This is a genomic window from Streptomyces dryopteridis (genome assembly GCF_049606955.1).
In the GTDB taxonomy this organism is placed as follows: domain Bacteria; phylum Actinomycetota; class Actinomycetes; order Streptomycetales; family Streptomycetaceae; genus Streptomyces.
Map to the genome: position 1 here is coordinate 423,047 of NZ_CP187114.1, position 13,967 is coordinate 437,013.

General features: G+C 73.8%; 8 protein-coding genes. 5 read left to right on the forward strand and 3 right to left on the reverse strand.

Annotation, left to right across the window (positions count from 1 at the left end; all coding sequences use genetic code 11):
* Window positions 1–225: 225 nt before the first annotated feature.
* The 5 genes from ACN20G_RS28460 to ACN20G_RS28480 all read left to right on the forward strand — a co-directional run bounded on the left by ACN20G_RS28460 (window position 226) and on the right by ACN20G_RS28480 (window position 8,423).
* Entirely contained in the window at window positions 226–909 is a 684-nt protein-coding gene (locus ACN20G_RS28460; protein ID WP_424216081.1) for an HAD family hydrolase, read from the forward strand.
* 303 nt (window positions 910–1,212) lie between these two features.
* A complete protein-coding gene (locus tag ACN20G_RS28465) occupies window positions 1,213–2,448 on the forward strand; it encodes a hypothetical protein (protein WP_424216082.1) in 1,236 nt (411 codons plus the stop codon).
* Window positions 2,449–2,681: 233 nt separating this feature from the next.
* Window positions 2,682–3,659, forward strand: a complete 978-nt coding sequence (locus ACN20G_RS28470; protein WP_424216083.1) for an acyltransferase domain-containing protein — start codon at window positions 2,682–2,684, stop codon at window positions 3,657–3,659.
* Window positions 3,656–5,548 (forward strand): hypothetical protein, encoded by a 1,893-nt coding sequence (locus tag ACN20G_RS28475; RefSeq protein WP_424216084.1) that lies wholly within the window; start codon window positions 3,656–3,658, stop codon window positions 5,546–5,548. The genes ACN20G_RS28470 and ACN20G_RS28475 overlap by 4 nt, the downstream gene beginning before the upstream one ends.
* 694 nt (window positions 5,549–6,242) lie before the next feature.
* On the forward strand, window positions 6,243–8,423 hold the full coding sequence (locus ACN20G_RS28480) for a BTAD domain-containing putative transcriptional regulator (protein ID WP_424216085.1): 2,181 nt from the start codon (window positions 6,243–6,245) through the stop codon (window positions 8,421–8,423).
* On the opposite strand, the gene fabD is transcribed toward ACN20G_RS28480, so the two are convergent.
* Genes fabD through ACN20G_RS28495 form a run of 3 tightly spaced genes read right to left on the reverse strand, consistent with a single transcriptional unit; the run spans window position 8,309 to window position 13,955 of the window.
* Window positions 8,309–9,178 carry an ACP S-malonyltransferase gene (gene fabD, locus ACN20G_RS28485; RefSeq protein WP_424216086.1) on the reverse strand — a complete coding sequence of 290 codons (870 nt, stop codon included), beginning with the start codon at window positions 9,176–9,178 and terminating at the stop codon, window positions 8,309–8,311. The genes ACN20G_RS28480 and fabD overlap by 115 nt on opposite strands.
* A 38-nt stretch (window positions 9,179–9,216) precedes the next feature.
* Window positions 9,217–12,705, reverse strand: a complete 3,489-nt coding sequence (gene car, locus ACN20G_RS28490; RefSeq protein WP_424216087.1) for a carboxylic acid reductase — start codon at window positions 12,703–12,705, stop codon at window positions 9,217–9,219.
* Between the two features lie 56 nt (window positions 12,706–12,761).
* On the reverse strand, window positions 12,762–13,955 hold the full coding sequence (locus tag ACN20G_RS28495; protein WP_424216088.1) for a cytochrome P450: 1,194 nt from the start codon (window positions 13,953–13,955) through the stop codon (window positions 12,762–12,764).
* Window positions 13,956–13,967 lie beyond the last annotated feature (12 nt).

A 13,967-nucleotide genomic window follows, 5' to 3' on the forward strand; every position in this document is an offset into this window, starting at 1 on the left:
GTGGCGGGTGTCACGAATTGGGTCTTGAGTGACGACAGTGACAAATGTTGTTCGTGTGCCGGAAACCGACAACCGAACAACATCGGGGAGGTCTCCGATCGCGGCCCCACGCGCCGCGGCTCTCACCTCGGACGGACCCGACGCTCACCCCGCCACCCGCTCCGACGGCGGCCCCTTCGCGGACCGTCCGTCCCGCGTCCACCACCCGACCCGAAAGGCGTTTCCATGCCCTGGGACTTCAGACCCCGAGCCATCGTGTTCGACAACGACGGCGTGCTCCTGAACACCGAGAGGTACTGCGCGGAATCCAAGCGGATCGTCCTGGAACGCCACGGAGTGGCCGTCGACGACGCGCTGATGGCCCGGCTCAAGGGCCGGCACTACTCGCTCGCCGGCGAGATCCTGGCCGAGGCACTCGGGCGTCCCGGAGAGGACGCGGCGTGCTCGGCCGAGGCCCGTGCCGAGCAGATCCGTCTCTACCACTCCGCCGGGATCGCCCCCCTGACCGGCTCCCTCGGCCTGGTGGCGGCGTGCGCGGCGCGACTTCCCGTCGCCGTCGCCTCGTCCTCTCCCCTGCCCGCCGTCCGACACGTCCTGGAACAACACGGATTCCTCGACCACATCCGGCCCGCGCACGTCGTCTGCTGCGACTCGCCCGGCGGACCGCACCCGCCGAAACCCGATCCGGACCTCTACCTGGAGGCGTGCCGCACGCTGGACGTCGACCCCGAACACGCCGCGGCCGTCGAGGACTCCGCCTCCGGGCTGCTCGCGGCCCGCGCCGCCGGCATGTACGTGATCGGCGTGGGACCCGCTCCCACACCGGAACTCACCGCCCTGGCCGACGAATGGGTCCTCGACCTCGCCGACCCCGGCCTCCGCGGCTGGATCGAGAAGGCGACCCCGTGAACATGCGAGGCCCTCTCCCGGTCGCCCGGAACGGCACCGAACCGCTCGTGCACCGCCACCGGCGGCACCGCGCGCGTCCTGCGGGACATCGGGCTGAACGAGGAGGCGATCGCCCGCCCCCGATGAGCCCTGCCGGGGAACCGCGGCACGCGGGCAGAAACGACACGCCTGCGCGGTTCCCCACCCCTTCGGTGAACATGTGGGTCGGGAGCCGAGGACCTCCGGAACGGCGGCTCCGTGCGCACGGCCGGGTCCCGCGCACGCGGGCCCGCGGCCTTCCGCCCGAAGGGGAGACAGCACGCCATGCGGTTACCGAACGCCTCGCTTCGTGGCGTGATCCGTGAAATGGGCTGGACCTACGCGGCGTTGGCCACGCGGGTCAACGAACGCACCCGTCAGCTCGGACACCACACCCGTTTCGACCGCAGCTCGGTCGCCCACTGGCTCCGCGGCGCCCACCCCCACGATCCCGTGCCCGAGATCCTGTGCGAACTGGCCTCGCACGCGCTCGGCCGCGTCCTCACCCCGCTCGACCTCGGCCTCACCCCCACCCGCCGCCCGTCCGCCGAGACGCCCGACCCACCCGACGTCAGGCGGGCGATCCAGGACATCCTCAACCGGAGAAGCCGCCCCGCGGCGGCGCACGCGCTCCCCAGCACCGGTCCGACCGGGCCGACCGCCGGCCCGACCTCGCCCGGACCCGTCCGGGCCCGGGCCGAGGGCTTCTTCATCGCCCATCTGGAGGTCTTCGGCGGCGCCGGCACCCTCCCCCTGCTCAGCGCCTACCTCGACGGACTGCTCACCCCGGCCGGCCCCGCCGACCCCCGCGAGCTCACGCACCTGGCCCGGGCCCTGACCGTGCTCGCGCGCGGCCAGCTCGACCAGTGCGCCTTCGCCGCCTGCGAACAGACCCTGAACTGCGCCGAACAGCTCGCGGGTCAGGCGCACGACCACACCGCCCGGGCCACCGCACTCCACCACCTCAGCCAACTCGCCGTCACCCGCGCCCGACTCGCCGACGCCTGGGCCCACGCCCGGAACGCCGAGGAGGCCGCGGCCGGCGCACCCCCCGCGATCCGTGCCCACGTGGCCGCGCAGACCGCCATCGTGCTCGCCGGCCGCCGCGACCCGCGCGCCCTGGCCGAACTCGACCGGGCGGTCGAACACCTCGCCGCCGACGACACCACCGCCCCGTCCGCCCCACCCGACCCCTACAGCCCCAGCGGCCCCCACATCCTGCACTTCCAACGCGCCACCGCCCTGCGCCTCCTGGGCCACACCGAGGCGGCCCACCGGGCGCTGGACGAGTCCGCCCGCCTGTGCCCGGCCGAGCAGGTCCGCACGACGCTCTTCACCCACATCGAACGCGCCCACGTGCACCGCGGCGAAGGCGACCACCCCGCCGCGAGCACCGCACTGCACACGGCCGCGACCCTCAACGACACGGTGCGATCCCCGCGCGCGGCGCGGGACATCGGCCGCCTGACCGCCGCGATCCGCGACGAGGGACGCGCCACGTCGCAGGCACCCGGGGAGTAACGCCCGCCCCGCGCACCTCGGATGGCGTACACCTGTGGCGGGTGTTGCGCATTGCGTCTTGAGTGATGGCAGTGGCGAATGTTGTTCGAGCGTCGGGTGTGAACGGACGCACAACACCACGTGCCGTCCACCGCCGAGCGGCCACCGCGCGCACGCGGACGCGAAGCCCGGGCCACGCCGCCGAACCACCGCCCCACCACGACCGTCCCCGATCCGTTTGGAGTTCCCCTCCCATGGACGACGAACCCGCCACCGTCTTTCACCTGTTCCCCGGCCAGGGGGACCCCGGCCTGGACTCCGTGCACCTCGCGGCGACCCGCTCCACCGTGCTCCGGGACGCTCTGGAGGAGACCTTCGAGGAGGTGCTGCACGTGGCCCGGGCCGAGGGACTGGACCACGGCGGGAGCGACCCCCACCGGTGGCGAACGGCGGACTTCGAACAGCTGGCCTCGGGCCCCGCCGGACTCCCCCAACTCCTCATGTACGCGACCGCCGTGGCCGTCCACCGTGCCCTGATCCGTACCGCGGGGCCGCCCGCGGGCCTGATCGCCGTGAGCTTCGGCGAGATCGCCGCGCTGACGGCGGCCCGGGCCCTGACCGTCGCCGACGGCACCCGCGTCGTGTGTCGGGCCACGGGAGCCTTCCGCGACTCCCCGGCCGGGGTGAACACCGTCCTGTGCGCCTCGTGGAGCGAGGTCACCGCCCTGCTGGCCCGGACCGGCAGACCCGATGTGGTCATAGCCTGCGAGAACAGCCCGCGCGAAACCGTCGTCTGCGGCTCCGCACCCGATGTCACGGAGGTCGAGAGGGCGGCGACGAGCGCGGGACTGCGCTGGACCCGCCTCCCCCTGCCCTTCCTCTCCCATCACCCCGCCCTGGCCCCCCACGCGGACGCGTTCGCGCGCGCGATCGCCGAAACGCCCTTCCGCCCCTGCCGGATACCGGTCCACTCCGCGGTGGCCCGGCGTGTCTACACCTCGGACGAGGACCTCGCGGCGGCGCTCGCCCGCTGTCTGGTGCACCCGGTCAGATTGCCCGACACCCTGCGCAGCGCGGTCGGCGCCGGACCCGCGGTGATCTTCGACACCGGAGGTCGCGGAGGCGCGGCCCGCGCCGCCCACCGTTGTCTCACCGACCTGCCCGCACGGGCCGTCACACCGGTCCGCGACCCGGAACACCCCTGGGAGCCCCGAACGGACCGCTCCGCATGAGCCGGCCCCCGACCGACCGACCCTCGGACGAACCGGTCACGAGGGAGCTGAGGGAGTTCGTCGAGAGTCCCCGACCGACGGACCCGGCCGGCCGCGTACGGCGGGCCATGGCCGCGGCCTACCGGCCGGACCCCCGGGACGCCGCGGTCGACGACCCCGACACCCTCCTCTACCGGCGGCTGCGCCGGCTGGTCCGGGCCCTTCCCGACGGTCGCACGGTCTTGGCGGACACCCCGCTGCTGACCGCGTTGGTGGAGGTCACGGCGGTACGCGACCCGTCCCTGTGCATCGCCGTCCTCGCCCACTACGGCATGGCCCTGCAGTCCCTGCTGACCCTGGCCGAACCCGACGCGCTCGCCGAACACCGCGCGGCCCTGCGCGACGGCACGGCGCACGGCGCCTTGCTCCTGACCGAGATCGGGCAGGCCGGCAGCCACCTCGCCCTGCGCACCACGGCCACCCACGATCCGACCGGCGGGGGCTTCGTCCTCCACACCCCCGACGACGGGGCCGCGAAATTCGCCAACGTCACGGCATCGGGTCATCGGACGATCGGCGTCGTCCACGCCAGGACCATCGTCGGCGGCCGCGACCGCGGTGTGTTCCCGTTCCTCGTGGACCTGGTGGACGAGTCCGGAGTCCGTCCCGGCGTCCGCATGTCCGATCCGGCGGAGCTCTCCGACATCGAACTCGGCTTCTCCCTGGTCCGGTTCGACCACCTGAGCCTGCCCGCGGCGCACTGGCTGAACGACGGTGCGCGCATCGACGCCGCCGGCGATTTCCACGATCCGCTGCCGACCCCCCACGCCCGCCTGCGGCGGAGCCTCTTCGCTCCCCGGATCCTGTGGACGGCCCTCCCCGCGGCGATGGCCGCGATGGCCCGGGCCGCCGTCCACGCCACGACCGTCCACTCCCGACACCGCCCGTCCAACGGCCCCCACTCCCCCGGTGAACCGGTCCTCCACCAGCGGTCGCAGGCCGAGTCGATCACCTCGGCCTGGGCGGACGCCTTCGCCCTCACCTGCGTCGCCCGAACCGGCGCGGCCCTCCGAGAAGTCGACGCGACCACGGACCCGGGCCTCCCGGCCGCCGCTCCGGGATTCACCGCGTGGGGAAGCGCGGGGCAGACCTCCGCCGCCCTCAAGGCCGGATCGGTCGCCCTCGTCGACCGCCTCCTCACCGAATGCCGGGCCCGCTGCGGATTCGCCGGAGCCCTCACCGTCAACCGACTCTCCGCCTACCACGGAATGGCCCGGGGCTTCACCCAGTCCGGCGGTGACAACCAGCTCATCCTCCACGAACTGGGCCACACCCTGCACCACGCGGCCCCCACCTCGGGCGACCCCGACCCGACCGACCGACCGGCGGTCCTCGCTCCCGACCACGTCGACTGGTGGCCCGACCTCGCCCGGCGGTGGACCGCGTCCGTCCTCGCCATGCCGGCGCTCCCGCCCGGACAGGAACACGAACGGTTCCCGGACCTGGGGACGGCCCACACCGCGCGCCTGATGGCCGACAGCGTCCGCGCCGAACTGCGTTTCGCGGGCAGCACCTCCACCCTGGACGTCCTGGCGGCCCTCGCCGCCCTCCACGGGATCAACGAGGCCCTCCGACACGGCACGGCCCTGGTCGCCCACGGGCTTCTCGACCGGGCTCGGCTCCAGGCCATGGCCTCCGCGCGCCGACGCCTGTGCGACCGGCTCCTGCCGACCCTGCCCCTCCTCGAACGGGCCTGGTGCCCGACGCACACGGCCCCGGGGCCACCGCTCGGGCGGGTCGACTATCCGGCCGCGCTCTGGACGAGCCTCGCGCCACGACACCTCGTCCGCCGGGCGTCACCGGGTGTGGGCACGCGGGAGACGGGCGCCGCGCCGGGCTCCGGTCGGTGACCGAAACCAGGTGGCGTCTCGGCGGCCCGGGATCCGCTCGGGGCCGGCCGTGTGCCCGCGAGGATCCGGGGCCGGGCTCCGCCCGGTCGGTGCACGAAGGCCGGTCCCCGCGCCCGTACCTTGTGGTTTCCGGCCTCGGGCGCCTCCTCCGTCGATACCGGGGCGCCCGGGTGGCGTGGTGTTCGACCTGGTGAGGCGGGGAGGTCACGGAGAGGGCAAGGGTGATTTCCGGCCTAGTGTGCCGGTGCCGGCGAGGTGGCTGGTTTCGCCCCTGCCAACAGCCGATATCGTCACCTAGCGTGACACATGTCCTACTCAACCGTGATTTTCGGGGAAGGTGCTGTGATGCGCGAGAACGCCGCTGTGCGGTCGGTGCCCGGGCAGGTGCACACGGTCGTGTCGGCGGTCCCCGGAAGACGGTCCGGCGCCGCGTTCGGGGCCGCGCGGAGACCCTCGACGCACCGGGGCTGATCGGGCACCGCGCCCCCGTGTGAGCCCCGCCGACGAGCCCGCCGACGAGCCCGTCGGGGTACGCGCGGTGGCGCGGCGCGCCCCGGCCGGCGGTCCCGCCCGGGGTGTCCCATGCCTCGGGTTCGGGCGCCGCCTCGTGACCGCACCGGGCGGGACCGACATGCCGTCCGGGCGCTGAGCGACACCACCGACCGTCCGACCGCACTCGGAAAAGAGCACCACGATGCCCGCATCCCTGGCACCCCGTCCGACGCCGCCCCCGCGATCGCCGGATCCGCACCCGCTCGTGCTGCACGTCCTGGGTCGGATGTCGGTGTGCGGGGGCGGGCCGGAGGTGGCGGTGGGACCGCCGATCAGAAGGCTGTTGCTCGCCCTGCTGGTCGCCGCGTCCCATCAGGTGGTTCCCGCCGATGTCCTCATCGAGGAGCTGTGGGGGGACAAACCGCCGAAGAATCCCCTCGCCGCCTTGCAGAGCCACGTCTCCCACCTGCGCGCCGCACTGCCCCGGCGGCCGGCCGGCGGCGGCCCGGACCACGCCCTGCGCCACCGGGCGCCCGGGTACGTGCTGCTGTTCCCGCCGTCCCAGGTCGACGTGCACCGGTTCGAACGTCGGGTTCACGCGGGGCAGTCCGCGCTGCGGGAGGGCGACGCGCGCACCGCCCGTGCGTGCCTCGCCGAGGCGCTGGCCCTGTGGCAGGGGTCCCCGTACCTGGAGTTCGACTCCTGCGCCCGGCTCGCCCAGGAGTCCGTCCGCTTGGAACAGCTCCGGCTCACCGCGCTGGAGAACTGGGCCGACGCCTGCCTGGAGTTGGGGGAGGCCGAGCAGGTGGTCGTCGAGTTGGACGGCGAGGTGCGCCGGCATCCGATGCGCGAACGGCTGGCGGGACGGCTGATGACCGCGTTGTTCCGGATGGGTCGGCAGGCCGATTCGCTCGCGGTGTACTCCCGGACCCGCGCGTACCTGAGCGAGGAGCTGGGGGTGGGGACCGGCGCCGAGCTCCGGCGCGTCCACTTGGCGATCCTGCGCCAGGAGATCGGCCCCGGACCGACCCGGACACCGCTGGGGAAGGGGCCGCGCGGCGTCCCGCCGGACGGCGGTGGGGACGGTGACGGGGGCGATGACGGGGACGGTCCTGATCGGGCCGCTGGTGGCGCCGAGTTCGGCGTTCCGGGGCCGCCGGCCCCACTCGTCGGCGTGCGGCCCGAGCTGCGGCGGCTGGTGAACGAGGCCCGGGGTGTACTCGACGGTCGGGAACACGTGACGTGCGTGGTCGGGCCCGTCGGGGTCGGCAAGACGCACCTGCTGACGGAGTTCGCCGCGCTGATGGCGGTGGAGCACCGGAACGTGGAGATCGTGACCGTGCAGGCGATCCCCGGCGAGGACGTCCCCCCTTACTGGCTGTGGACCCAGGTGCTCCGGCGTCTGTCGACCACCCGCTCCGACGCGCTCCGGGACGCGGCCGCGCCGCCGTTCGACGCCGTGCTGGGCGCGTTGGCGACCGGGATCGGGCCGGGATGCCCGGAGGACCGGGGACCGACCCCGTTCCTCGTGCACGACGGCGTGTGCGAGCTGTTGCGGACCCTGGCCGCGCGAAAGCCGATGGTGATCTGCGTGGACGACCTGCACTGGGCGGACCCGGCCTCGCTGGAGCTGCTCGACATGCTCGCCCGACGCCGGTACGGCGGGCGGATCGGGCTCGTGGTCAGCGCCTGGGACTGGAAGGTCCTCGGCGACGAGGGGCTGCGCCGGGTACTGCCCGAGATCCTCAGCGGCCCCAGGACGGGCGTGCTCAGGCTGAGCGAGCCGGATCGCGCGGTCGTCGATCCGGTGCCGGAGCGGACCGGGACCGCCCCGGGGGTGCCAGGGCCGCGTCGGTCCTCGCACCGGTGCTACTTCGCGGAGCGGGCCCTGCTGTGGGGGGCCTGCTCGGCCGAGTCGGATCGGGGTCCGGCGGGCGCCCACTGTTTACGTTCCCGTGCGGGACTGTCCGAGAGCCTGCGCCCGCTGCTGGCCCGGATGCCGGAACGGCAGCGGGCGCTCGTCCGGCTGTGCGCGTTGCTCGGCACGCAGATGGACCTCGGTCTGCTGCGCCGGCTGGCGGCGGACGAGCCGGTGGACACGGTGCTGGACCGGCTGCTGCGGGAAGGTCTGCTGCGAGGGGACCAGCACGACCCGGGCCGGGTGCACTTCGTGTGCGAGACGGTCCGGGAGGTGCTGGTGGCCGGCCTCACCGGTGAGGAACGCCGGCGGATGCGGGAGCGGATCGCCGCCGAGCTCTCGGACGGTGATCAGGCGGCGACGGACGAACGGGGCCCGGGGGCGGTGAGCTGTTTGACCATCCCGAGGAGGGACCGGCCGCCCACCTCCTCGCACTCCAAGGGCGAGTCCAGGCCCAGCAGATGACGGATGCTGTCGGCCCACCTCACCGGCCGGACCAGTTGTTCCCCGAGGGCCCGCACGAGATCCGCTCCGGTGTGGGGCCTCCCGGTGGTGTTGGCGATGACCGGGGTGTGGGGTTCGTGGAAGGCGAACCCTCGCAGGTACTCCTCGAATTCCCCGCGTGCCCCTTCCATGTACCGCGAGTGGAAGGCCCCGCCGACCCGGAGGGAGACGAAGCGCACGCCCCTGCGGGAGAGTGCTTGGTGGGCGAGGCGCAGCGCCCCGTCCGGGCCGGCGATCACGGTCTGGACGTCGGTGTTGAAGGCCGCCGGGTCGACGCCCTCGATCCAGTCCTCCTCCAGGATGTCCAGGAGTTGGTGTTCGGACAGGCCCATGACGGCGGTCATGCCTCCGGCGGGGGCCCGTGCCATGAGTTCGCCGCGCTTCTTGACCAGGCGCAGGCCGGTGCGGAAGTCGAAGACCCCGGCGGCCAGCAGGGCGTTGTACTCCCCCAGGCTGTGCCCGAGGCAGTAGTCGGGGCGGCGTTCCTCGCGGCGTTCCCGTTCGAAGGTGTGCAGGGCGTTGACGACGAAGAGCGCGGGCTGGGTGCACTCGGTACGGGCCAGCATGTCGTCCGGGTTGTCGCGGCACACGGCGGCGAGGTCGTAGCCCAGGAGTTCGCGGGCGAACTCGGTGAGCGCGGGGTACAGATCGAAGAGGTCTGCGCCCATCCCCCGGAACTGGGTCCCTTGTCCGGGGTAGAGGAGGGCGAACGGCATGGTGTCTCCCTGGGCGGGGTGTGGGGGCGTCGGGTCGGTCAGCCGGTGGCGGGGACGGATCGGGGTTCGTCGAGGAGCCCCAGTCGGCGCAGGTCGGTGACGTATTTGCGCACGAGGTCGGCCGACAGGTGGGGGATGTCGTGGTCGGGGCCCACCCGGGCGGCTCGGACGGCGGCGCGGAACCGCTCGGCGGGGACGCCCGACCCGGCGATGGCCGGCAGGGGGTGGGCGAGGGCGGGCAGCAGGGGCAGCGGGGAGTGTCGGCGGCGTGCCTCCGGCAGGGCGCGGAGCGCGGCCGTGAAGCGGGTGAGCCAGGTGGCGTGGTCCTCGACGCGTCGGATCGGGTGGCCCGCGTCGACGAGCCAGTCCACGAAGGTGTCCAGCGAGATCCCGTCGTCGTGCGGGTTCACCACGTGGAAGGTGTGGTGGCCCTCGGTGATGCCGGCGCCCAGGGTGGTGATCGCCTCGGCGGTGAAGTCGACGGGCAGGCCCTCGTGATGGGGCCGGGGGCCGGGGCGGTGGAAGGAACGCGGGGCGATGCCCGTGGTGAGGATTCCGAGGAGGAGTCGGGTGAGGAGGTCGGAGGTGTTGAGCTGGCCGCGATAGCGGCGGTGCGCGAGGACGAGGTCGGACCGGAAGACGGCCACCGGCAGGTCGAAGGAGTCGTGTGCCTCGCGGAGCAGGACCTCGCCGGCCCATTTGCCGGTCGCGTATCCGCCGGCGTGGCCCGCGTCGAGGGGCCGCGCCGGGATGGTGTCCCGGATGTCGGCGTCCTCGTCGAGGACGCCGGGCCCGGCGCCGGATCCGACGGCGACGGTGGAGACGTAGGTGACCGGTTTCCTCCGGGTGGTGAGCGCCAACCGGATCATTTCGGCGGTGCCGGCGACGTTCGGCCCGAACAGCTGGTCGTAGGGGAGCACGTGGTTCACGAGCGCGGCCGCGTGGACGATCGTGTCGACGGTGCCGGCCAGCCGGTCCCAGGTGTCCTCGGTCAGGCCCAGTCGTGGTGCGTCGATGTCCCCGGCGAGGACCTCCAGCGTTCCCTCGGCCGCCGCGCGGTAGCGGTGCGGGAGTTCGTCGTCGCCGCTGTCGAAGGCGGCGTCCAGCCGTTTCCGCGCGGTGTCGGCGTCCGCCGCGCGGACGAGGCAGATGAGCCTGCCGCCGTCGGCGGCGAGGCGCTCCAGCCATTGCAGGCACAGGAATCGGCCGAGGTAGCCGGTGGCCCCGGTGAGCAGCACGGTCCGCGCGGGGGTGTGGGCCCGGGGCGTGGTCGGGGCGGCGGCGAGTGTCCTCGGGTCGAGGAACGCGTCGAGCGCGAGGTCGCCGGCGCGGATCTCGCCCGTGGGCTCTCCGTGGACGGAGGCGAACGTGGCGCGCCGTCGCCCGGTGTCGCGCGCGGACTCGATGTGCCGTGCCACCGCGGCCAGGTCGCCGTCCGGGGCGATGATCACCGGGACCGGGACGGCGACGTGGAAGATCTCCTCCAGCAGCCGGGAGAAGGAGAGGGCGGACAGGGAGTCCCCGCCGAGGTCGGTGAAGCGCGTACCGGCGTCCACCGCGCTGTCCGGGCCGCCCAGCAGGGCCTGGGCGGCCCGGCCGACGGTCTCCGCCACCGGCCGGTCCGGGCCGGCCGACCGCAGGTCGAGCAGCCGCCGGTCCCGTCGCTCGGCGAGTTCCTCGTAGAGCCTCTCCAGGGCGTCGCCGTAGCGTTCCCGGAGTCTGGGGCGCAGGGGTTTGTGGCTGTCGGTGAGCAGGCCGTTCTCGGGGCTGAAGGGTTCGGTCTCGATCAGGAAGTCGCGGGGGATCTCGTACGGGGCGAGTCCGGCCTCGCGGGCGGTGCGCCGCAGCGCTCCCCGGATCAGCGGGTCGAGGGCCTCCGGGTCACCTCCGCAGCGGGCCACCGCGTCCTCGGCGGGCACCAGCACGGCCAGGAGGTGGGCGCGCTCGCTGTTGGCGTACACGTATGCCTGCCGGATGAGGGGGTCGCCCTGGAGGACGCACTCCAGGCTCGACACGGCCACGAACTCCCCCTGGGAGAGTTTCACGGTGTCCTTCACGCGGTCCACGTGGCGCAGGCGGTCGGGGCCGATCTCGGCGAACACGTCCCCGGTCCGGTAGTAGCCGTCCGCGTCGAAGACGGAGGCGGTGAGTTCGGGGCGCTTGTGGTAGCCGGGGAAGAGGGTGTCCGATTTCAGCAGGAGTTCACCGCGGGGGAACGGCAGGTCGGTGCCGTGGTAGCCCAGTTCGGGGACGTCCACGAGCTTGTAGTCGCGCACGGGCGGGCGCTGCACGACCTCGTCCAGGAGCACGCCGCCGGCCTCGGTGGAGCCGTAGCCGGTGTGCAGGGGGAAGCCGAGGCAGGACTCCATGAAGGCCGCCAGTTCGGCGGAGAGCGGCGCGGAGCCCACGAACGCCTTCGTGACGCGCCCGCCCAGCAGGCTCTCCCGCAGTTCCTCGCGGATCGCGTCCGTCGCGTCGCCGGGGTGGGCGGCCCGGCGGGCCAGTTCGCCGCGATACCACTGGAAGAGCATGTCGCAGACGCGGGGGACCATCGTCAGCTCCGTGGGGCGGACCAGCGCGATGTCCTCCAGCAGGGTCGACAGGTCGGCGCGGGCGGTGCAGTGGCCGACCCCGCCCCGGACCAGGGATCCCATCAGGGCGTAGCGGCCCGCCAGGTGGCTCTGCGGGAGGTAGAGGACGCTGACGGGGCTCTCGTCCGCCCCGCCGTAGCTGAATCCGTACCACGCGGTGCCGACCATCCGGTGGGTGTGCACCGCGCCCTTGGGGGCCCCGGTGCTGCCGGAGGTGTAGATGAGCAGGGCCGGCGGGTCCTCGTCCGGGGCGGGGGCGAAGAGGGGTGCGGGCGGGTGGGCGGCTCCCCGGTCGATCACCTCGGCGAGGGTCTCCACGACCACGGGGGCGCCGGCCTCGGCCAGTCGGCGACGGGCGAAGGCCACGGGGTCGGGACGGGCGCCGGGCCACCGGTCGTGGTCGCGGTCGTGGTCCAGCACGATCAGGTGGCGGACGGAGGGCGCGTCGAGGACGGCTTCGACGGCGGTGTCCAGGCGTTCGACGCTCGCGGCGAGGACGCGTGGCTCGGCCTCCGCGATGATCGGTCGCAGGGCCGACGGGGAGCCGCCGGTGGGCAGGGGCACCGGCACCACGCCGAGGTGCATGCACGCCAGGTCCAGGGTGGCGTGGTCGATGCCGGTGAAGCCGAGGGTGCACACGCGCTCGCCCGCGTCCAGCCGGTGCGTCGGGTCGTGGTGCCAGCGGGCCGCGACCGCACGGACCCGCCGCCACAGTTCCCGGTAGTCGATGGTGTCGAAGCGCGGGAGCAGCGCGCCCGTGGCCGGGTCCACGGCGCGTTCACCGAGGGCCGGCCGGTCCGCGTACCGCTCCATGACCGAGGCCATGACCTCGGCGAGCGTCCGGCCGGGGTCGACGTCCGCCAGTGCCTCGGCGAGTCCCCCGCCCGGTGCGCGCGCCGGCGCCGGCCCGTCGCTCGTCTCCGGTGGTTCGGCCATGATCGGTTCCCTCCTGTGGCGTCTCGGGGTGAGGCGTTCGGGTGTCGTCGGCGGGGTCACCAGCGGACGGGCAGTGCGGCCACTCCGCGCACGAGGCGTTCGGTCCGCCAGGAGAGCTCGTCCGCCGGAACCGCCATGGCCAGCCCGGGCAGGCGTCGGACCAGGACGTCGAGCACGACGCACAGCTCGGTCCTGGCGAGTTGGGCGCCCAGGCAGTGGTGGACGCCGTGTCCGAAGGTGACGTGCGGGATCCGGTCCCGGTGGAAGTCGATCTCGTCGGGCCGGTCGAAGACCTCGGGGTCGCGGTTGGCCATGCCGAGTTCGGCCACCACCGCGTCCCCGGAGCGGACGGAGCGTCCGCCGAGTTCCACGTCCTCGGTCGCGATCCGGGTGAAACCCGCGGTGGCGCTGATCGGGATGAAACGCGACAGTTCCTCGACCGCGGCGGGGACGAGCGAGGGATCGGCGACGAGCTGCGCCCAGAGCTCGGGGCGGGTCAGGAGGGTGTAGACGAAGTTGCCGATCTGGTTGGCGGTGGCCTCTTGGCCGGCGGAGAGCAGGCTGACCCCGAGGCCGATCAGCTCCTCCTCGCCGAGCGGGTCCTCCCCGTCGTCGGCGAGCAGTTCGCCGAGCAGGTCGTCGGTGGGGGTGGTGCGACGCGCAGCGATCAGGTCGGAGAGGTAGGCGTCCAGGTGGTGTCGGGCCCGGGCCGCGCCCGCCGGGTCGGAGAGCATCAGCAGGCCGTCGACCCACTCGGTGAACCGGTCCCGGTCGGTGAAGGGCACACCGAGCATCTCGCAGATCACCGTGATGGGCAGCGGCCAGGTCAGGGCCGCGGTCAGGTCGGCCGGCGCGCCCGCGGCCGTCATGGCGTCGACCAACCCGTCGACGATCTCCTCGATCCGGGGGCGCAGTGCCTTGATCCGGCGGATCGTGAACGCGTTCGCCACCCGGCGGCGCAACCTGGTGTGGTCGGGCGGGTCCATGCTGAGCATGGAGGTGGCCGGCAGGCCGACCGCGACCGTGCGCGGGATCTCGTCGCCCACGGCGGCGGCGCGGCTGAACCTGGGGTCGGACAGTACCGTGCGCACGTCGGCGTACCGGGTGACCAGCCAGCCCTCGCCCCCGTAGGGCAGGCGTACGCGCAACACGGGCTGCTCGCCGCAGACCCGGATCAGTTCCGGGTCGAGGTCGAGGCCCCGGACCGAGCCGAACGGGTAGACCCGCGCGGCCTCCTCGGTGGCGGTCATGACAGGAATCCT

Bases quoted from the DNA above. Each gene is read 5' to 3' on its own strand.
- ACN20G_RS28460 (WP_424216081.1), top strand. From the start codon at position 226: ATGCCCTGGGACTTCAGACCCCGAGCCATCGTGTTCGACAACGACGGC.
- ACN20G_RS28465 (WP_424216082.1), top strand. From the start codon at position 1,213: ATGCGGTTACCGAACGCCTCGCTTCGTGGCGTGATCCGTGAAATGGGC.
- ACN20G_RS28470 (WP_424216083.1), top strand. From the start codon at position 2,682: ATGGACGACGAACCCGCCACCGTCTTTCACCTGTTCCCCGGCCAGGGG.
- ACN20G_RS28475 (WP_424216084.1), top strand. From the start codon at position 3,656: ATGAGCCGGCCCCCGACCGACCGACCCTCGGACGAACCGGTCACGAGG.
- ACN20G_RS28480 (WP_424216085.1), top strand. From the start codon at position 6,243: ATGCCCGCATCCCTGGCACCCCGTCCGACGCCGCCCCCGCGATCGCCG.
- fabD (WP_424216086.1), bottom strand. From the start codon at position 9,178: ATGCCGTTCGCCCTCCTCTACCCCGGACAAGGGACCCAGTTCCGGGGG.
- car (WP_424216087.1), bottom strand. From the start codon at position 12,705: ATGGCCGAACCACCGGAGACGAGCGACGGGCCGGCGCCGGCGCGCGCA.
- ACN20G_RS28495 (WP_424216088.1), bottom strand. From the start codon at position 13,955: ATGACCGCCACCGAGGAGGCCGCGCGGGTCTACCCGTTCGGCTCGGTC.